16 protein-coding genes and 1 riboswitch are annotated in these 18,279 nt (G+C 64.8%); of the genes, 9 read left to right on the forward strand and 7 right to left on the reverse strand.

Annotated elements, in window-relative coordinates:
* Window positions 1-1,349: porin (locus RT424_RS04710; RefSeq protein ID WP_313434810.1), on the reverse strand; the 1,349-nt coding region annotated here is incomplete at its 3' end.
* 588 nt (window positions 1,350-1,937) lie between these two features.
* Here RT424_RS04710 and RT424_RS04715 point away from each other — a divergent pair.
* Genes RT424_RS04715 through phoB form a run of 6 tightly spaced genes read left to right on the forward strand, consistent with a single transcriptional unit; the run spans window position 1,938 to window position 7,466 of the window.
* A complete protein-coding gene (locus RT424_RS04715) occupies window positions 1,938-2,981 on the forward strand; it encodes a substrate-binding domain-containing protein (protein ID WP_313434811.1) in 1,044 nt (347 codons plus the stop codon).
* 37 nt (window positions 2,982-3,018) lie between these two features.
* A complete protein-coding gene (pstC, locus tag RT424_RS04720; RefSeq protein WP_313434812.1) occupies window positions 3,019-4,392 on the forward strand; it encodes a phosphate ABC transporter permease subunit PstC in 1,374 nt (457 codons plus the stop codon).
* A complete protein-coding gene (pstA, locus tag RT424_RS04725; RefSeq protein ID WP_313434813.1) occupies window positions 4,385-5,272 on the forward strand; it encodes a phosphate ABC transporter permease PstA in 888 nt (295 codons plus the stop codon). The genes pstC and pstA overlap by 8 nt, the downstream gene beginning before the upstream one ends.
* 4 nt (window positions 5,273-5,276) lie before the next feature.
* Window positions 5,277-6,056 (forward strand): phosphate ABC transporter ATP-binding protein PstB, encoded by a 780-nt coding sequence (gene pstB / locus RT424_RS04730; protein WP_313434814.1) that lies wholly within the window; start codon window positions 5,277-5,279, stop codon window positions 6,054-6,056.
* A gap of 31 nt (window positions 6,057-6,087) precedes the next feature.
* Window positions 6,088-6,783, forward strand: coding sequence for a phosphate signaling complex protein PhoU (gene phoU / locus RT424_RS04735; RefSeq protein WP_313434815.1), 696 nt, complete (start codon window positions 6,088-6,090; stop codon window positions 6,781-6,783).
* Entirely contained in the window at window positions 6,780-7,466 is a 687-nt protein-coding gene (gene phoB / locus RT424_RS04740; RefSeq protein WP_313434816.1) for a phosphate regulon transcriptional regulator PhoB, read from the forward strand. The genes phoU and phoB overlap by 4 nt, the downstream gene beginning before the upstream one ends.
* A 61-nt stretch (window positions 7,467-7,527) precedes the next feature.
* Here the strand turns inward: phoB and RT424_RS04745 are convergent, their stop codons facing one another.
* Window positions 7,528-8,007: an outer membrane beta-barrel protein gene (locus RT424_RS04745; RefSeq protein WP_313434817.1), complete on the reverse strand. Its 480-nt coding sequence runs from the start codon at window positions 8,005-8,007 to the stop codon at window positions 7,528-7,530.
* 226 nt (window positions 8,008-8,233) lie between these two features.
* Between RT424_RS04745 and RT424_RS04750 the strand changes: the two genes are divergently transcribed.
* Window positions 8,234-9,241: an LLM class flavin-dependent oxidoreductase gene (locus RT424_RS04750; protein ID WP_313434818.1), complete on the forward strand. Its 1,008-nt coding sequence runs from the start codon at window positions 8,234-8,236 to the stop codon at window positions 9,239-9,241.
* Window positions 9,242-9,248: 7 nt separating this feature from the next.
* Entirely contained in the window at window positions 9,249-10,061 is an 813-nt protein-coding gene (locus RT424_RS04755) for an IclR family transcriptional regulator (protein ID WP_313434819.1), read from the forward strand.
* 93 nt (window positions 10,062-10,154) lie between these two features.
* Here RT424_RS04755 and RT424_RS04760 read toward each other — a convergent pair whose 3' ends face one another.
* Both RT424_RS04760 and RT424_RS04765 read right to left on the reverse strand, forming a co-directional pair.
* Window positions 10,155-11,246 carry a glycosyltransferase family 1 protein gene (locus RT424_RS04760; protein ID WP_313434820.1) on the reverse strand — a complete coding sequence of 364 codons (1,092 nt, stop codon included), beginning with the start codon at window positions 11,244-11,246 and terminating at the stop codon, window positions 10,155-10,157.
* Window positions 11,243-12,196, reverse strand: a complete 954-nt coding sequence (locus RT424_RS04765; RefSeq protein WP_313434821.1) for a UDP-2,3-diacylglucosamine diphosphatase — start codon at window positions 12,194-12,196, stop codon at window positions 11,243-11,245. Before RT424_RS04765 ends, RT424_RS04760 begins: the two co-directional genes overlap by 4 nt.
* Window positions 12,197-12,411: 215 nt before the next feature.
* On the opposite strand from RT424_RS04765, the gene RT424_RS04770 reads away from it, so the two are divergent.
* Window positions 12,412-13,086: a response regulator transcription factor gene (locus tag RT424_RS04770; protein WP_313434822.1), complete on the forward strand. Its 675-nt coding sequence runs from the start codon at window positions 12,412-12,414 to the stop codon at window positions 13,084-13,086.
* Window positions 13,087-13,298: 212 nt separating this feature from the next.
* On the opposite strand, the gene RT424_RS04775 is transcribed toward RT424_RS04770, so the two are convergent.
* From RT424_RS04775 to RT424_RS04785, 3 genes are all read right to left on the reverse strand, one after another.
* Entirely contained in the window at window positions 13,299-14,459 is a 1,161-nt protein-coding gene (locus RT424_RS04775; RefSeq protein ID WP_313434823.1) for a hypothetical protein, read from the reverse strand.
* A 175-nt stretch (window positions 14,460-14,634) separates the two neighbouring features.
* Window positions 14,635-15,210, reverse strand: a complete 576-nt coding sequence (locus tag RT424_RS04780; protein ID WP_313434824.1) for a TMEM165/GDT1 family protein — start codon at window positions 15,208-15,210, stop codon at window positions 14,635-14,637.
* 89 nt (window positions 15,211-15,299) lie between these two features.
* Window positions 15,300-15,421, reverse strand: a riboswitch (yybP-ykoY riboswitch).
* Window positions 15,422-15,542: 121 nt separating this feature from the next.
* Window positions 15,543-18,245 carry a TonB-dependent receptor domain-containing protein gene (locus RT424_RS04785; protein WP_313434825.1) on the reverse strand — a complete coding sequence of 901 codons (2,703 nt, stop codon included), beginning with the start codon at window positions 18,243-18,245 and terminating at the stop codon, window positions 15,543-15,545.
* Window positions 18,246-18,279: the final 34 nt, after the last annotated feature.

An 18,279-nucleotide genomic window follows, 5' to 3' on the forward strand; every position in this document is an offset into this window, starting at 1 on the left:
TTGGCGCCGGTGTAGTCCAGCAGCGCGTAGTTGACGTTGAAACGCAGGTTCTGGATCGGCTCCCAGACGAGCGCGGCGATGTAGCCGTTCTGGGTGCCGCCGCGAATGTCTCGGTCGTTGAGGTCCAGCCAGTCGTAGCGCAAGGTGAACAGCAGCGAACCCATGCCGCCATCGCCCATCGGATGGGCGGGCTTCTCCACGCGGAAGATGCCTTCCTTGTAGCCGCGATGGTCGCCTTTGGTGAGGAACACGCCGGCTTCCGCATAGGCGCCCTGGAAAGTAACGGTGGAGGCATCGACGCGGTTGGCGGTAAGTGCGTGATACTCGGCCGCCGCATGCCAGCGGCCGCGAATGGCGGCGAATTCCACGCCGTAGTGGTCTTCTTCCGAGACGTTCATCATCGGGGTGCCGATCAGGCGCGTATTGGTGGAATGAACGTAGGGGCGCTGGCGATAGCGGGTCTCGCTCTCGGCCAGGCGGCCGAGGCGGCGATAATGCGCCGATCCGCCGAAGTGGAGCTGGAAGCCGCCCAGTTTCGGCGAGAAGACGAGGCGTCCGTCCAGGCCGTAGCTGTTGTTCTCGTCGCCGCCGTCCACGCCGTCGCTGTCGTTGGCCAAGGCACCGATATCGTCGGTGAATACGCCCGCCTGCGCCAGCCACGGGCCCTTGTTGTACTGGAACGCGGCGCCGAGGCGGCGCTCGAAGTTGAAGGCATCGGTGAAGGCGGCGCGCTCCATCACGCTGCCGCTGGTGTCGCCGGTCAGTTCGTCGAGCGACTGGAACGAGTTCTGGTTGCCGAGCCGGATCGACCACGGCCCCTGGTGATAGCCGACATAAGTATCGACGAGATCGACGGAATTGTCCGAGAGTTCCAGTTCAAGCTTGTAATCGAAACCGGCACCGATCGCGCCCTCCGCGCCGAGGCGGATGCGGCGCATTTCGCTGGAGAAGCCCAGACCCTGGTCGTCCAGGCCCTTCGGTGCGCCGACGTAGTTGGCGTCTGCCTGAATGCGGCCCTTGACCTTGAACTGGCGGTCGCCCTGCGCGAATTGAGGGCTGCCCTTCCACTCGATCTCGGTTTCCTTCTCATCCTTGCCCTCGGGCTTGGCAGGGGAGCCGGCGGCCAGCGGCGGGGTTGCGGCAGGCGCCGAAGAGTCTCCCTGGGCGCCGATATCGGTCGGTGCGGCGGCCGCCGGCGCAGCGGCATTGAGCCGCGCTTCCATAGCTTCCATCTGCGCCTTCATCGTGCGGATCTGCGCGCGCAAGGCCTCGGCTTCTTCCGCCGAGATCGCCTGCGCATAGGCGCCCGGGGCGGTAAGAGCGATCGCGACCGCAGTCGCGCTGGCCATAAAGAGACGCATAACGGGCATTCTCCAGAGCGCCACAGGCAGGTGCCGGGCGCGACGAGGGCCGACTATGGCCGTTCGATGACGCTTTGATGACGAATGTGACGGTAAATGTGACGATTGTGACGAACGTTATAGCTGCTTCGTCGAGGCGATCCTGCGCCTGGCTTTGATTTCTTTCCGGGCATGGCTGCCCGGCCCTCATCCAAAGTCGTCCCTCAAGACCACACCAGCCTTCTTGCGCCAGCCTATAAAGAATGCGCCGACCACAGGGATCGCGCCGCACGATCGATCCGAGTCGGGTCAGAGTTTCTCACCGACATCGTCGGGAAACAATCCCGACACGTCGCGAGAGCGGGGCGCCGGGTCGCAAGGCGCGCTCGCAAGTCCAGAAGACTCGGCCATCGCGACACTGTCATGAAAGCTCTCGATGTTCGTGAAATCGCGTTGGGCCGGTCCGGCGCAAACGAGGCACACTCTCCGAAATCCCCACATTTGCGTGGCTTGGAGAGTTATGTCACTTTCTTGTCATGGAAGTGTCACGCAACCCCAATAGGGGCGGCTCAGAGAGAAACCCAAGGGGTTAAGATCATGCGTTCGACCAAGACCATCATTTTCGCTGCCGCCTCCGTCCTCGCTCTGAGCGCTTGCGGCGGATCGGGCGGTTCGGGCGCGGGTTCGCGCGATTTCGTGCGGGCGGTGGGTTCCTCCACCGTCTATCCCTTCGCCACGGCCGTGGCCGAACAGACCGCGAAGGCGGGCGGCAAGTCGCCGGTGATCGAATCGACCGGCACCGGCGCGGGCATGAAGCTGTTCTGTGCGGGCGTCGGCGCCCAGCACCCCGATATCGAGAACGCCTCGCGCCGGATCAAGAAGTCCGAGTTCGAGGAATGCCAGAAGAACGGCGTGACCGAGATCGTCGAGATCCAGGTCGGCATCGATGGCATCGCCTTCGCCGAGGGCAAGAACGGCCCCAACATGCAGTTGACGCCGGTCGATATCTACAAGGCGCTCGCCGCCAACCCCTTCGGCAAGCCCAACACCGCCAAGACCTGGAAGGACGTGAACCCGTCGCTTCCGGCAGAGCCCATCCTGGTCTACGGCCCGCCCTCCACCTCGGGTACGCGCGACGCGCTGAAGGAACTGATCCTGGAAGCCGGCTGCAAGACCGATGCCGCCACCGCCGCTCTGAAGGACAGCGACAAGGACAAGTACGAGGCGACCTGCCACGACATCCGCGAGGACGGCCCCTACGTGGACGCCGGCGAGAACGACAACCTGATCGTGCAGAAGATCTCGCAGAACCCGAAGGCGATCGGCATCTTCGGCTTCTCGTTCCTCGAATCGAACATGGGCACGATCAAGGGCATCCCGATGTCGGGCGTTGCGCCCACTTACGCGACGATCTCCGACTTCTCGTACCCCGGCGCGCGTCCGCTCTACATCTACGTGAAGAAGCAGCACCTCGCCCCGATCAAGGGCCTCCAGGCCTATGTGGCCGAATGGGCCAAGTCGTGGGGCCCGGACGGCACTCTCAAGGCCAAGGGCATGGTGATCTCGCCCGACGACGTGCGCGCCAAGAGCGCGGACATCGTCGCCAAGATGACCCCGCTCGATCCCTCGGTTCTGAAGTAAGCCCCTTGCGGGTCAGGGACGCAAAGGGCGGCCATTCATGATTCTCACCGGAGTTCTTCTGGCCGTTCTCGGCCTCGGTCTCGTCGGCTGGTTTGCCGCGCGGGGCCGGGCCCGGCTGCTCCATACCGGTCGCGGCTCGATCCATTCGATGCCGGGTTACCACGCATGGCATGTCGCCTTGTGGATCGTCTTCCCGGCGCTGATCGCCTGGGGCGCCTGGCAGGCGATCATGCCCGGCCTCGTCGACGGGGCGGTCATGGCCGACCCCGTGGCGGCGCAGCTTCCCGCCGACGCCATGAGTCGCGCGGCGATCCTGGCCGAAGCCAAGTCCATCGCCGACAATCCCGATGCGGTCGCCTTCAACCCGCTGGCGAACACGCTGGCGGGGCCGGTGCGCGATGCCCATGGCCGCTTCGGCCTGATCGGCGCGCTGCTGGTGGCGATCGTCGCCGTGGCGGGCGGCGGCTGGGCCTTCACCCGCATCCGCGCGAACTTCCCGGCGCGCACCCGCGTCGAGCGCGGCGTGCTGGGGCTGCTGCTGGTCGCCTCGCTGATGGCGATCCTGACCACCTTCGGCATCGTCGCCTCGCTGGTGTTCGAGGCGGGGATGTTCTTCAAGGACGTGTCGCCGATCGACTTCCTGACCGGCCTCCACTGGTCGCCGGGTTCCGCGCGCGGCGACAATCTGGGCGACAGCTTCGGCGCCGTGCCGTTGTTCTGGGGCACGATCTACATCGGCGCGATCATCGCCATGATCGTGGCGATCCCGCTCGGCCTGATGAGCGCGATCTACCTGACGCAATATGCCACGCCGACGATCCGCAAGTGGCTGAAGCCCATGCTGGAGATCCTCGCGGGCATTCCCACGGTGGTCTACGGCTATTTCGCCGCGCTGACCGTGGCGCCGATCTTCCGCGACTTTGCCGCCTCGCTCGGCATGGCCAACCCCTCGACCGAGAGCGCACTGGCTGCCGGTGTCGTCATGGGCGTGATGATCATTCCCTTCGTGTCCTCGATGGCCGACGATGCGCTCGCCGCCGTGCCCCGCGCGATGAGCGACGGTTCGCTGGCACTGGGCGCCACCAAGTCGGAAACGATCAAGAAAGTGCTGCTGCCCGCCGCGCTTCCCGGCATCGTCGCGGGCGTTATGCTGGCGATCAGCCGCGCCATCGGTGAAACGATGATCGTGGTCATGGCCGCCGGGGCCGCCGCCAACCTTTCCGCGAACCCCTTCGCCTCGATGACCACGGTCACCTATCAGATCGTCCAGATGCTGACCGGCGATCAGGAGTTCAACAGCCCCAAGACGCTCTCCGCCTTTGCGCTGGGCCTGGTGCTGTTCATCGTCACCCTCATCCTCAACATCATCGCCCTTCGCGTGGTGAAGCGCTTCCGGGAAGCTTATGAGTAACATTAGCTGGCAAACGCCGGAGGCCCTGCGCCGGATTTCCCGCCGCAACGCCGCCGAACGCCGCTTCAAGCTGATCGGCCTCGGCGCGATCGTCCTCAGCCTCGCCTTTCTGGCGCTGCTGCTGGTCATTATGCTGAAGAACGGCCTTTCCGGGCTCGACTGGTCGTTCCTGACCGGCTCGGATTCAACCGATCCGGACGTCGCAGGCGTCTGGGGGGCGGCCAAGGGCTCGCTGCTGACGATGCTCGTCACGCTGCTGCTGTCGTTCCCGATGGGCGTGCTGGCGGCGATCTACCTTGAGGAATTCGCGCCGCGCAGCCGCTGGATCGAATGGGTCGAAGTCTCGATCAACAACCTCGCGGCCGTGCCTTCGATCATCTTCGGCCTGCTCGGCCTGGCGGTGTTCATCAACACGCTGGGCATGCCGCGCTCCTCGCCGCTGGTCGGCGGGTTGACACTGGCGCTGATGACGATGCCGGTCATCGTCATCTCGGGCCGCAACGCGATCAAGGCGGTGCCGCCCTCGATCCGCGACGCCGCACTCGCGATCGGCGCCAGCAAGATGCAGACCGTGTTCCACCACGTCCTGCCGCTCGCGCTGCCGGGCATCCTCACCGGCACCATCATTGGCATGGCCCGCGCGCTGGGTGAAACCGCGCCGCTGCTGATGATCGGCATGCGCGCCTTCGTCGTCACCCCGCCGGGCGGGATCACCGATCCCTCCAGCGTGCTGCCGATGCAGATTTTCCTGTGGTCCGACGAGATCAATTCCGGTTTCGTGCAGAACACTTCCGCCGCCATCATCGTCCTGCTGGTCTTCCTGCTGGCGATGAACGGTCTTGCGATTTACCTTCGAAACAAATTCGAAGTCCGCTGGTAGAGACATGACAAACTCCACACTCACGGCCGCTCCCAAGCTTACTGCTCGCAACGTCGACGTGTTCTATGGCCCCAAGAAGGCCATCAACAACGTCTCGATCGAGATCGACAACGGCCTCGTCACCGCCTTCATCGGTCCCTCGGGCTGCGGCAAGTCGACGTTCCTGCGTTCGCTGAACCGCATGAACGACACGATCGCCGACGCCCGCGTCACCGGCGAGATCCTGCTGGACGGAGAGGACATCTACGCCGCCGCGATGGACCCGGTCGCCCTGCGCGCCCGCGTGGGCATGGTGTTCCAGAAGCCGAACCCGTTCCCCAAGTCGATCTACGAGAACATCGCCTATGGCCCGCGCATCCACGGCCTGGCGCCCTCGAAGGCGGACCTGGACGGGATCATCGAAGGCTCGCTGACCAAGGCAGGCCTGTGGGACGAAGTGAAGGACCGCCTGAACGAGCCCGGCACTGCGCTGTCGGGCGGCCAGCAGCAGCGCCTCTGCATCGCCCGCGCCATCGCCGTCAGCCCCGAAGTCATCCTGATGGACGAGCCGTGCTCCGCGCTCGACCCGATCGCCACCGCGCGCATCGAGGAACTGATCGACGAGCTGAAGGACACTTACGCTATCGTCATCGTTACCCACTCGATGCAGCAGGCCGCCCGCGTGTCGCAGCGCACGGCATTCTTCCACCTCGGCAACCTCGTGGAATATGGCGATACCAGCCAGATCTTCACGACCCCGCGCGAGGAGAAGACCAAGGACTACATCACCGGTCGCTACGGCTGACGGCGAAGACAGGGAAAACAGGACAAGAGCCATGGTTGATCATACCGTAAAGGCCTTTGACAGCGAGATCGGGCAGCTTCGCGGCCTCGTCGCCGAGATGGGCGGCCTCGCAGAAGTCGCCATCCGCGATGCCATCATCGCGCTGTCGCATCATGACGAGGACCTCGCGGCGCAAGTCGTCGCCGCCGATGCCCGCCTCGATGCGCTGGAAGCCGAAGTGGACCGCCTGGCGGTGCGCACCATCGCCCTGCGCGCGCCCATGGCCGACGATCTGCGCGACGTGATCGCCGCGCTCAAGATCTCGGGCGTGATCGAGCGCATCGGCGACTATGCCAAGAACATCGCCAAGCGCGTCAACGCGCTTGAAAACCGCGTGAAGATCGAACCGCTCGATCTCGTGCCGATGATGGCCGAGATCGCGGAAGGCATGGTTCGCGACGTGCTCAATGCCTACGGCTCGCGCGATGCCGCGCTGGCGCAGGAAGTGATCCGCCGCGACGAGAAGCTGGACCAGTTCTACAACACGCTGTTCCGCTCGCTGTTGACCCACATGATGGAGAACCCGGCGACGATCTCCAGCGCCGCGCAGCTGCTGTTCATCGCCCGCAACCTCGAACGCATCGGCGACCACGCCACCAACGTCGCCGAAATGGTCTACTATGCCGCCACCGGCGAATACCACGCCGAGCGCGACAGCCAGACCGACGATACAAGGGATCTGCCGTGAACCCCTCCGTTCTCGTCGTCGAAGACGACCGCGCGCTCTGCGAATTGCTCACCTGGAACCTCAGCGCCGAAGGCTATCAGGTGCGCAGCACCAGCGATGGCGAGGAAGCGCTGCTGATGGTGCAGGAACAGGCGCCCGACGCCATTATCCTCGACTGGATGATCGAGCACGTTCCGGGCATCGAGGTCTGCCGGCAACTCCGCAAGGACAAGGACACCGCGCAGATCCCGATCCTGATGCTGACCGCGCGCGGCGAGGAAGAGGATCGTATCCGGGGCCTCAAGACCGGCGCCGACGACTACGTGACCAAGCCGTTCTCCCCGCGCGAACTGCTCGCCCGCATCGAGGCGCTGCTGCGCCGCGCGCGGCCGTCGCTGGCGGGCAACGTGCTCCAGTGGGGCGACATCGAGCTGGACGCCACCAGCCACCGCGTCCGCCGTTCGGGCGAGGCGCTCCATCTCGGCCCCACCGAGTTTCGCCTGCTGCGCTACTTCATGGAACGCCCGAACCGCGTCGTCTCCCGCCAGCAGATTCTCGACGGGGTCTGGGGCATGGATTCCGACATCGACGAACGCACCGTGGACGTCCACATCCGCCGCCTGCGCAAGGCGATCAACCGCGACGGCGACATCGACCCCATCCGCACCGTCCGCGCGGCGGGCTATGCGATGGACGTGACCTGATCCGGCCCTTGATCCGGTAGCAGGAGGGCGCACGGGCGCCTTCCTGCGGCCTGCGCAGGTTCTAGAATTTGTAGCCCAGGCCCACCGCGACGATGTCGGAATCGGGTTCGCCGTCGCCGATCAGGACGTGCTTGTATTCCAGCTTGGCATAGATCTTCTCGTTGAGATCCTGCTCCCAGCCGGTGCTGAGGCCCACGGCATCGCTGCATTCGCGGCAATCCTTCGACTGCCAGTTCGCCGCCGCATAGAATTTCCCGCCGGGCAGCACGCGCGCGCCGGCTCGGCCACCCACCCCCCAGACCATGCGGGTATCGTCCGCCAGCACCTTTTCCGCAAATCCTTCCGCGCCCACGAAGAAGCGTTCGCCGAGGTCGATGTCGTGGCCCACCGTCACGGCGGCGACGGGGTTGGTTTCCTCGCGGTTCCAGATCACGCCGCCTGTGCCCTCGATATAGGTTTCACCAGCAAGAGCGGGTGCCGGGGCGGCGATGACGGCGGCTGAGGCGAGAACGACCGGCAGCAGGATGGGAAGATAGCGCAAGATGAAATCCTCGGGTGGAATGATGCGCCACCTGGAGGCAGGCAGCGTCCGTCTCGTCGCCTTAGGCCTCGCGTTTGTGAGATAACATTGCTGTTGTAAGGCTGAATGTTGCAGTTTGCGGAACTGGATACTGCTGCCTTCATGCCCTTCACTCATCGCCTCCGCGCCTTGCCGCGCAGGATCGACAGGCTAGGCTCCCGTCCGACATGACATGGGACAGGGCGCGATGAACGAACTTGGCTTCGGCTATCTTTATGATTTCCGTAATCCCGGCTCCTGGCGGCGTCCTCCCGAAGCGCTCTATGCCGAAATGCTGGATGTCATCGCCGAGACGGAGGCGCTTGGCTTCGACGGGGCCTGGGTGCCCGAACACCATCTGGCGGAAGACGGCTACATGACGTCGCCGCTCGTCGCGCTGGCCGCCATCGCCGCGCGGACCAAGCGGATGCGGATCGGCGCCGGGATCGCGCTCGGCCCGCTCTATGAACCGCTGCGCTTTGCCGAGGATTGCGCCGTGCTGGATATCCTCTCGGGCGGGCGGCTGGCCATGGGGCTGGCGATCGGTTACCGCGCCCGCGAATATGCGGCCCACGGACTGGATTTCACCAAGCGCGGCGCGCGGCTCGACGAGTTTCTCAATATCGTGCGGCGGTTGTGGAGCGGCGAGACGGTCGACTTCGCGGGCCGCCACTTCACCCTCGAGGGCGCGCGCGTGGCGGCACTGTCCAGCCGGGGGCAGGTGCCGCTCTACATCGGCGGCTTCGCGCCCAAGGCGCTGGAGCGCGTGGCTCGTTATGGAGACGGCTACTTCGGCAATCCCGAAATCTGGCCGCTCTACCGCTCCAAGCTGGAGGAGCAGGGCAAGGATCCGGCATCGGCGCGGATCTGGTTGCAGGAACTCATGCTCGTCGTCGCGCATGACAAGGCGGCGGCGCTGGAGGAACTGGCGCCCCATTTCCACCACGTCAGCAACAGCTACGCGGCATGGATGGCGGAAGATCGCGCGGTCGGGATCGAGGATGCGGCGATGAAACCGATGGACCTAGATGCCTTCAAGCGCAGCGGCGCGCTGAAGATCCTCACACCCGCCGAGGCCGTGGCGCATTTCCGGTCCTTGCGCGAAACGGCGCCGGTGGAGCATTTCACGATGATGATGCCGCCGGGCCTTCCGGCGGAACGCTTCCTTGCCTATGCCCGAACCTTCGCGGAGGAAGTGATCCCGGCATTTCGATGAGGCAGGCGTGAGCACGGTCAAGGAACAGGACGAAACGGCTTCCGAAAATGTGGCGCGCGCGGCATCGCCGCAGTCGGTGACACGTGTCGTCCGCCTGCTCGAAGCGCTCTGCACGAGCAGCGACCCGGTTTCGCTGGCCGATCTCAGCCGCCGCCTGGCGACCCCCAAGAGCAGCCTTGCCGCGCTGCTCCGGGGCCTTGCAGAGGAAGATTTCGTGATCGGCGCGGACGGCCTGTGGCGGCTTGGCCCCGGCGCCTTCGGGCTTGGCAGCGCGCTGGCAGAAGCGCGGCGGCGCCTGCAAAGCTCCGACCTGATCCGCGACGGCATGCGCCGCCTTTGCGCGGCCACGGGAGAGACGGTGCTGTTCGCCGTGGGCGATGCCGAGGGCGACCGATTGACTTACGTGGACATGATCGAGAGCCGCAACGTCGTGCGCTATTCGGTCAGCGTGGGGGACAGGCGGCCACTCTATGCCACGGCAGGTGGCCGCGCGCTGCTGGCCACTTGCTCCGTGGAAGCGCTGGAGAGCTATCTGGCCCGGCTCGATGCGGAGGCGTTCACGCCCGCGACGTTGGTGGACTCCCGTTCTCTGGCCGCTGCCGTGGCGATCGCGCGCGAGCAGGGCGTGGCCCAGACGGTCGACCAGGCCGCGGAAGGCGTGACCGGCACCGCGGCGGTGATCCGCGATGCCGCCGGTGTGGTGTTGGGTGCGCTGGTGGTAGCGGCGCCCACGCCGCGCGCGCAGGACAGGCTTGCGGAACTGGCGGAACGGGTTCGCACGGAAGCCGCCGATATTTCGCGCAGCCTGGGCTTCCGGTGATCGGCTGAACGGAACGGGCGCTGGACTTCGTCGCCTCGCAGTACGCCGTCATCCTGAAACAAGTTCAGGATGACGGAGCAAAAGGCGGGCGCGCTAAGCGGCTACGCGTACGGGACGCTCGGAGGTTTCCAGCGCCGTCTGGATCGTAGTCAGGAACTGATCCGTGGCCCGCTGCCAGGAAAAGCGCGCGCCCAGCCGGGCAGCGTCCTCGCGCCGCACGCTCAGCGCAGCCGCGATGGCGCGTTCGAGCACCGGGTCCACCGCTCCGGCAGGCGCGTCCATGCCCCCGTCCTCGTCTTCGTCTTCCTCCTCGGCGCCGCAGCCGTCAGCGCCGAGGATGTCGATCGGCCCGGTGACCGGGAACGCGGCGACCGGCGTGCCGCAGGCCAGTGCCTCGATCACCACCAGTCCGAACGTGTCGGTGAGGCTGGGGAACACAAAGCAGTCGGCGGCGCGATAGGCGCTCGCCAGTTCCTCTCCGGAAAGAGCGCCCAGGAACAGCACGTCCGGGTAGCGCCGCTTCAGGCTTTCCAGCGCGGGGCCGTCTCCGACCACCACCTTGCTTCCCGGCACCTGTGCGTCGAGGAAGGCTTCGAGGTTCTTTTCCGGCGCCACGCGGCCGACGTTGAGCAGGACCGGGCCGGCAAGAGCGGTCATCGCCGGATGACGCGGGCCTTCCGGCTTGAACTGCGTATGGTCGATGCCGCGGCTCCAGCGCCGCGTATGGGCGATCCCGCGTCCGGCGAGTTCCTGGGCGAGGCTGTCGGTCGATACCAGCACCGCCTGGCTTGGCGCATGGAAGCGCTGCATGATCGGCCAGAAGCGCTCGGCGCTGAGCCCGGTGCGCACGGCGGCATATTCGGGAAAGCGGGTGTGGAAGGCCGAAGTGAACGGCACCCCGCGCGAGAGACACCAGCCGCGCGCGGCCCAGCCGATCGGCCCTTCGGTGGCGATATGGACGATTTCCGGCCGCGCCTTGTCGAGCATCCGGCGCACCCCGAAGCGCGGGGCCATGGCCAGCCGGATCGAGGCGTAGCCGGGCATCGGCACCGTGAAGAAGCGATCCGGCGTCAGCGTTTCCACTTCGTGCCCGCGCCGCGTCAGCTCGTCGAGCGTGGCGGAAAGCGAGCGGACGACGCCGTTGACCTGGGGCAGCCAGGCGTCGGTCGCCAGGGTCAGCTTCACTCCGCTGCCTCGTGTTGGGCTGCCTCGTGATGGGCCGCCTCGTGGTGCGCGGGAATGCCTTCGGCGGTCTGCCCGCCGGTCTCCGCGATCCAGTCGATGATGGCGATGTGGCCCTGGAGATCCTCGACCAGTGCAGTGCAGCTTTCCACCCAGTCGCCGTCGTTATAGTAGGTGATGCCCCCGAACTGGCGGATTTCCGCACAGTGGATGTGGCCGCAGACCACGCCGTCGAACCCGCGCGAGATCGCCTCGTTGGCCACGGCTTCCTCGTAACTGCAAACGTACTGGACGGCGTTCTTGACCTTCTTCTTCATGTAGGCCGAGAGTGACCAGTACGGCATCTTCAGCTTGCGACGCACCGCGTTGAACACGATGTTCGCCCGCAGCAGCGCGCCGTAGGCCTTGTCACCCAGGAAGGCGAGCCACTTGGCATAGAGCACCACGCCGTCGAAGGCGTCTCCGTGGGTGACGAGCAGGCGGCGGCCGTCGAGCGTCTCGTGTACCGCTTCCAGCACGAGTTCCACGCCGCCGAAGGTGAGCCCGGCATAGTCGCGCAGCATTTCGTCGTGGTTGCCCGCGACGAAGACCACGCGGGTGCCGCGATGGGCCATCTTGAGGATGCGGCGGATCACTTCGTTGTGGGCGTCGGGCCAGTACCAGCCCTTGCGCAGGCGCCAGCCGTCGACGATGTCGCCCACCAGGTAGAGCGTCTTGCACTCCACCGAGCGCAGGAAGTCCACCAGCATCTCGGCATTGCAGCCGCGCGTGCCCAGGTGGACGTCCGAGATCCAGATCGTCTCGTACTTGCGCTTGGGGCGAAAGCCCTTGGGATCGGGCAGGTCCAGCCAGGCCGGGATGTTGGTGCCGGCAAAGCCCCGGTTGGTGCCGTCATTTCCGGCGCCGATAGCACCGGTGGTGCGTTCGAGAAGGGTGTCCACGTCTTTCCGCATCGTTGCGCCCCCGTTCCAGTTGCCGGGATATTGACATTTTCCCGTTGCGCGCCCGTGACGGTTGCGGGTCACTTCCATGACAGAGGGGACCGTGAGAGCCCTTCCATCGACATAGCTTCGTTCGCCGGATCTTTTCGTTGGCAAGTCATCGATATGTCACTTGTTCGTCACACTGGGGCTGCAAGTAGCCGCGCGTAGTTATCTGGCAGGGGGCCATGCGGCGGATCGACATATTGCTGGCAAGCGAGCTTTCGGGCGGCCTTGCGGCCTTCAGGCATGACGATTTCGAAGTCGTCCTGCACCGCTGGACGGACTTTGCCGAGCTGCCCCTGATCGAGGGGGCGCTCTGGATCTTCATCGACTGGGTGCTGCCCGAAATGTCCGGGCTGGAACTGTGCCGTCGCCTGCGGGGCGACAGCCTGACCAGCCATGCGCATGTCACCATCGTGCTGGAAGAAGACAATGTGGAGGACCGCAAGCGCGCGCTGCGGATGGGTGCGGACGACTACATGGTCGGCCCGCTGACCCGCTCGGCGCTGCTGGACCGCGTGCTGGGCGCCAATATCAGCGAGCAGGACACGGCCAACAGCCGGGTTCTGGCGCAGGGCGAACTCTCCGTGGACGTCGCCGCCTTCCAGGCCCGCTGGCAGGGCAAGCCGATCTCGCTGATGCCTAACGAATTGCGGCTGCTGCGCTATTTCATCGAGCACCCCGGCCGCGTGTTCACCCGAACCCAGCTGATCGCCGCGCTCGGCAAGCAGGAACCGGCGGTGGACGAGCGCACCGTGGACGTCTGGATCGGCCGCCTCCGCCGCGCCCTTAAAGGCGTGGGCGCAGGCAATCCGCTGCGCACCGTCCGCTCGCTGGGCTATGTGTTCGACGCGATTTGAGGCCGGTCGGCATTCAGTCCAAGCCGGGCCACGCAGTGCGATTTTCGCCGCTCCGGCGCTCGCAAACCAGTCTTCTCGGCTCCACCTGGCCTGAGTAAAAGTCTGTTTGGAAAATGCCCAAGAGGGCATTTTACGGCGGGCCGGTGCAGCCAAGTTCGCCTTCAGCGAGTTTCCAGACGGGCTCTAGGAAGCCAAGGGTAGGGGCAGGTGTATCAGACGCCTTGTCCAGTAAACCCTTCTTGTGTCCGGCGTACATGCTCTGCGCTCATCGCGTCCGTTTCCGTCAGGTCGATGATATGGATCGTCAAGTTGCCCGTGCGTTGAATGATGCGGCTGCTCGTGGAGACGCCAGTCGTTGCGCGAACCGTAAATCTATCGATCCTGTACAAGCCTGGGTTGCCCGGTTCGACATCGAGTGGAGCGTAGCGTCGCTTGCTGACCTGCCGGATAATGCCAGGAAACCATTGGCCCAGGCCGGAAGTACGCAGGACTTTGACTTCCGCGGTGCGCCCATCCGGCCGAATCCAATAGCCGACATCGGCGAACCGAATTCGTGCGTCATGCCACGGGTCGGACTGCATGAGGTTCCCGGCCGTGGTGGGATTGACGTCCACTAATGCGGGGGCGAAAAGCAATTGCGGCCGCGCCGTCGCAGATCGGCGCAGCCGGGCCGCAAGGGCATCCACCGCACCCGAGTCTCCTTTGTGGATGGCGATGCGGGTGCGCAGGATTTCGCGCAGTTCCGTCATCAGTCGATCATCGGTACCGGACAGGAGGACCGCTTCGTCAGCAAAGCGCTCTGCAGCACTGAACCGGGTCCTTATCATCGCCAGCCAAGCGCGCCGGAATGCGGCGACAGCCGCGATATTCGAATGTCCCGCTTTGGTCGCAAGTAGCTGAACAGCCTTATAGGTTCTGTCCGCCATGTCCGGTGAGCCAAGTCCGATCATGCTATCTGCGAACCGGAGTTCCTCGCGCAGTGTTGCGGAGTCGGCATCACCCAGGTGACGGCGTAGCACAAGCAGGTTATTCCGGGCCGATGTCCGCCAGAGATCCTCGTCGCCCTGATGCTCGGCGACAGTTGCGAGTGTCGCATAGAGCCTGGACACCGGTCCCGGAAGTTCGGCAGCATGATTCCGATTGCGGCCGATTGCCTTCTTCAAGGTGCCACGCGCATCGTCGTAGCGACCGTCGGCAAACTGTTCCACCGAGGCTTGAAGCGATGCCTCAACTTCTTCCGCCGGCGGGCAGTTCCTGGCCAGGCAGGCGGCAAGTTCCTTTTCAGCGCGATGTCCGATGACGATAACTTCATCGGATACAGCCGGAGACGGAGAAGCGACTTGCGCCAACATGAGCATCATCGATCCAAGCATTACTTGAAGATCATACGCTTCGGGGCGAGCGTCAAGTTCCGTATAGCAAACCTGGGGTTACGATAAGTTCATTCTGGAGGTTTATCGGGCGTGGTGAACTTCTCTTGATTGTACGTTCTTCAGAAGATCGCTTCCGTCTCGACCGATCTCGAACATGTTGCTGTCGATGCCCCGATCAGCCCAGCAGGCCCGCCGTCTGGGCGAGTAGCCAGAGGCCGATCGCCAGGAACAGCAGCGCGGCGATGGTGCGGACCACGTTCAGGGGGACGCGCTTGATGATTTCGTTGCCGAGGAACACTGCCGGTACATTGGCCAACATCATGCCGATCGTGGTGCCGGCCATGACCGGGATGACGCTCTGGAAGCGGGCGCCTAGCGCGACCGTGGCGATCTGGGTCTTGTCGCCCATCTCGACAAGGAAGAAGGCGATCGCGGTGGCCGCGAAGGGGCCGAAGCGGCTGGGCTTGGGCTCGTCGTCTTCGTCGAACGTGTCGGGGATCAGGGTCCAGGCGGCCATGGCGATGAAGCTTACCGCGACGAGATAACGGAACCACTGCCCGTCGAGGACGGCAGCGGCCTGTTCGCCCACCAGCGCGGCCAGGAAATGGTTGGCCAGGGTGGCGACGAAAATGCCGGCGATGATGGGCCAGGGCCGCTTGAACCGTGTCGCCAGAACGATCGCCAGCAACTGCGTCTTGTCGCCGATCTCGGCAAGGGCCACCACGGCAGTGGAGGTCAGCAGGGCTTCCAAGTGTATTCTCCGGGCCGGGCGACAAGCAAGACAATAGCGCGGCAGAGCCCGCCCGGCCGGACGGAACTGCAACGCCATTGGTCTCGCCCGAACGGTGTTCCCGTTCTCCTGTGCGCCATGGTCTCTCGACCAAGTATGTTGACGACAGGTCCTGCTGGTTCCCGCGAGAAGCGGGAGGGGCGCAGGCGGCTACTCCCCAGATGACAGAGGTGCCCATACCGGATGACGGGCAGGAGGCAAACCGAAAAAAAGGCCGGTCGCGATGCGACCGGCCCGTCAGTTGCCGTCGGGAGGGCAGGAGCCTCCCTGGTGAGATGTTGAAAGTGAGAAGGTTAGAACTTGGCCGTCGCCGAGAGCGTGAAGACACGGCCGAGATCGTAAGTGTTGAACTCGATGCGGCCGTCTTCCAGATCCTGGTACTCCTCGTGCTTACGCCCGGTGAGGTTGCGGCCTTCGAACTTCAGCTCGATCTGCTTGTCGCCACCCAGTTCGATGCCTTGGCGGATCACGAGGTCGAGCGTGAAGCCCGGATTCTCGATGATGTCGGGCTGGCGGGTCACGCCGATGAAGCCGCGGCTGACCGTGCGCTTGCTGGCGTAGTTGAGCAGCAGGGTCTGCTGCGAGAGGTGCTCGGTGTCCTCGAAGCCGATCTGCACGTTGGCGAGATGCTTCGACTGGCCGGTCAGCGGCGCGCCGTCCTGGAAGTAATCGCTGGCGCGCTGCGTGGTGCTGGCGCCGTAGATCAGGACGGTATCGTCGTCCTTCACCTTCAGCTTGGATTCGGTGAAGGTGTAGTTGGCCGAGAGCAGCAGGCGGCGCGTGTCGAAGAACGAGCCCATGCTGTCGAGCGGAACGTACTTCACGGCCTCGACCTCGGCGCCGTAGAGATCGGCGGCGGGGGCGTTGGCGTAAGACGTGATGAACGCCTCGGTGCCGGTCAGGTACGATTCGATCGGGTTCTTCAGGTGCTTGTAGAAGGCACCGAACGAGAAACGCTGCTCGGGCGCGAAGTAGTATTCGAAGCGCGCTTCCGCGTTGTAGAGCTGGCTGTCCTGAAGCAGCGGGTTACCCTGGTAGGTGCGGTTGCTGTCGGGATCGTAGAACGATTGGTACACCAGTTCGCGGAACTGCGGACGGGCGATGGTCTTCGATCCGTTGACGCGCACCTGCATGCCGGGCTGGATCTCGTAAGTGAGCGTGAGCGCGGGCAGGAAGTATTCGTTCTTCAGGTTCGTTGCGGTCTGGGCGGGCGCGCCCACCGGCAGCAGGGTCGACGATTCCTTGGCATATTCCCAGCGGGTGCCGAGGTCGAAGGTCAGGCCCGGTGCCAGCTCGCCGTCGACCTTGCCGTAGAAGGCATGGTTGAGCAGGCGCGATTCGAACTTGCCGATGTTGTAGGTGAGGTCGCGCAGCTCCAGATTGTAGTTCTGGCCGGCCTCGTTGAGGTACCAGACACCGGGCTGAAGCAGCACGTCGAGACGCAGCAGGCCCAGGCTCTGGATCAGCGTGGAATCACCCGAGGCGAAGACGCCGAACTGGCGGTTTTCGTTGCTGCGGCTGTTGATCTGGTAGGCATAGCCCACCGTGCCCGTCCAGCCCGGCGCGAAGCGGTGCGAGACGTCTGCACTGGCCGACCACACGTCTTCGTCGAGCTTGGAGAAGCTGATCGTCGTCGGGTCGACCGAGCCGGTACCCAGCGTATTGATGTAGTTGCTACCGTAAGTGCCGCCGGTGTTGGTGCGAACGTATTCGGCGTCGATCTCGAAGGGCGCGTCACGCTTCGAATTGGCATAGCCCGCGCGCAGGTCGATCTCGGTATCGTCTGCCGGCTTCAGCTCGGCGGCGAGCTGCGTGTTGATCAGCTGGCGTTCGTACCAGGCGGTCTTCTGCTGCATAAAGTCGACGCCGGTGGCGCCGTTCTTCTGGCCGACCTTGAGGCTGGTGAACTTGTCGGTGTCGTGGATGTAGACGTTGGTCCAGCGAACCTTGTTGGCGCCCCACTCGAGCCCGAGGCCGAGCAGGCCGTTGGCGACGATGCGGTTGCTGGTCTGCACCGCTCGGAAGTCTTCGTAGAGCTGGTCGGTCTGGGCGCTGGAGCCCTGGGTCAGCTGCTGGATCGCGTCGCGCGTGCGGGTGGTGTTCGAGTACCCGGCCGATGCGATTACGCCCAGCGTGGCCCCGCCGAGGTCGAACGAGGTGCCGCCGTTGATCTGGGCCGAGAAGTTCGGCTGCGTCTTGTTGATCTTCTGGACGACCGAATTGCGGCCGGTGAACAGCACCGAGCCGATTTCCTTGGCCTGATCACTGGTCGAGACGAGCGGCGTGTCGCCGGCCAGGTAGGACTTCAGCGGCGCGGGTATATCGCGGTTGCCGTTGTCGTAGCCGGTCCAGTCGGTCTTGCTGCCGTAATAGCTGTACGAAAGCTTGTTGGTGCTTTCGGTATCCCAGCCCACGCCGCCGCCGATTTCGAGATAGCTCTCGGTCGGGATGGCCTTGGTGGTGAGATTGATCACGCCGCCGCCGAACTCGCCGGGGAAGTTGGCGGAATAGCTCTTCTGCACCAGCGAGGATGCGACGATGCTGGTGGGGAACAGGTCTAGCGGAACGACGCGCTTGAGCGGTTCCGGGCTGGGCAGGGGCGAGCCGTTGAGCAGGGCCAGCGAATAGCGATCGCCGAGGCCGCGCACATAGACGTAGCCGTTGCCGACCACCGACAGACCGGTGACGCGGCTGAGCGCGCCGGCGATGTCGCCCTCACCCGTGCGCTCGATTTCCTCGTTCGACAGGACCGAGACGACCTGGGGCGAAGTGCGCACGATGTTGCGGTTGCGATTGCCGGTAACGATGATCGCGCCGCCGGGGATCGAAACGTCGGGAGCGGCGGCTTCCGCGTCGCCAGCTTCGGTTGCGGACTGGTCGTCGGGTGCGGGGGCGCTCTCGCCCGAAGTGGCAGTGCTGTCCTGCGCCCACGCCGCTGCCGGCGAGAGGAGCGAGGTGGAAAGCAGCAGCAGAGGAAGAAGCCGCGGCTTGGTCATGGTGAGTCCCCCTGGAACACGGAAAGGTCGTTCT

The organism is Novosphingobium sp., from assembly GCF_032093395.1.
Taxonomy (GTDB): Bacteria; Pseudomonadota; Alphaproteobacteria; order Sphingomonadales; family Sphingomonadaceae; genus Novosphingobium.

Bases quoted from the DNA above. Each gene is read 5' to 3' on its own strand.
- RT424_RS04715 (WP_313434811.1), top strand. From the start codon at position 1,938: ATGCGTTCGACCAAGACCATCATTTTCGCTGCCGCCTCCGTCCTCGCT.
- pstC (WP_313434812.1), top strand. From the start codon at position 3,019: ATGATTCTCACCGGAGTTCTTCTGGCCGTTCTCGGCCTCGGTCTCGTC.
- pstA (WP_313434813.1), top strand. From the start codon at position 4,385: ATGAGTAACATTAGCTGGCAAACGCCGGAGGCCCTGCGCCGGATTTCC.
- pstB (WP_313434814.1), top strand. From the start codon at position 5,277: ATGACAAACTCCACACTCACGGCCGCTCCCAAGCTTACTGCTCGCAAC.
- phoU (WP_313434815.1), top strand. From the start codon at position 6,088: ATGGTTGATCATACCGTAAAGGCCTTTGACAGCGAGATCGGGCAGCTT.
- RT424_RS04750 (WP_313434818.1), top strand. From the start codon at position 8,234: ATGAACGAACTTGGCTTCGGCTATCTTTATGATTTCCGTAATCCCGGC.
- RT424_RS04765 (WP_313434821.1), bottom strand. From the start codon at position 12,196: ATGCGGAAAGACGTGGACACCCTTCTCGAACGCACCACCGGTGCTATC.
- RT424_RS04770 (WP_313434822.1), top strand. From the start codon at position 12,412: ATGCGGCGGATCGACATATTGCTGGCAAGCGAGCTTTCGGGCGGCCTT.
- RT424_RS04775 (WP_313434823.1), bottom strand. From the start codon at position 14,459: ATGCTTGGATCGATGATGCTCATGTTGGCGCAAGTCGCTTCTCCGTCT.
- RT424_RS04785 (WP_313434825.1), bottom strand. From the start codon at position 18,245: ATGACCAAGCCGCGGCTTCTTCCTCTGCTGCTGCTTTCCACCTCGCTC.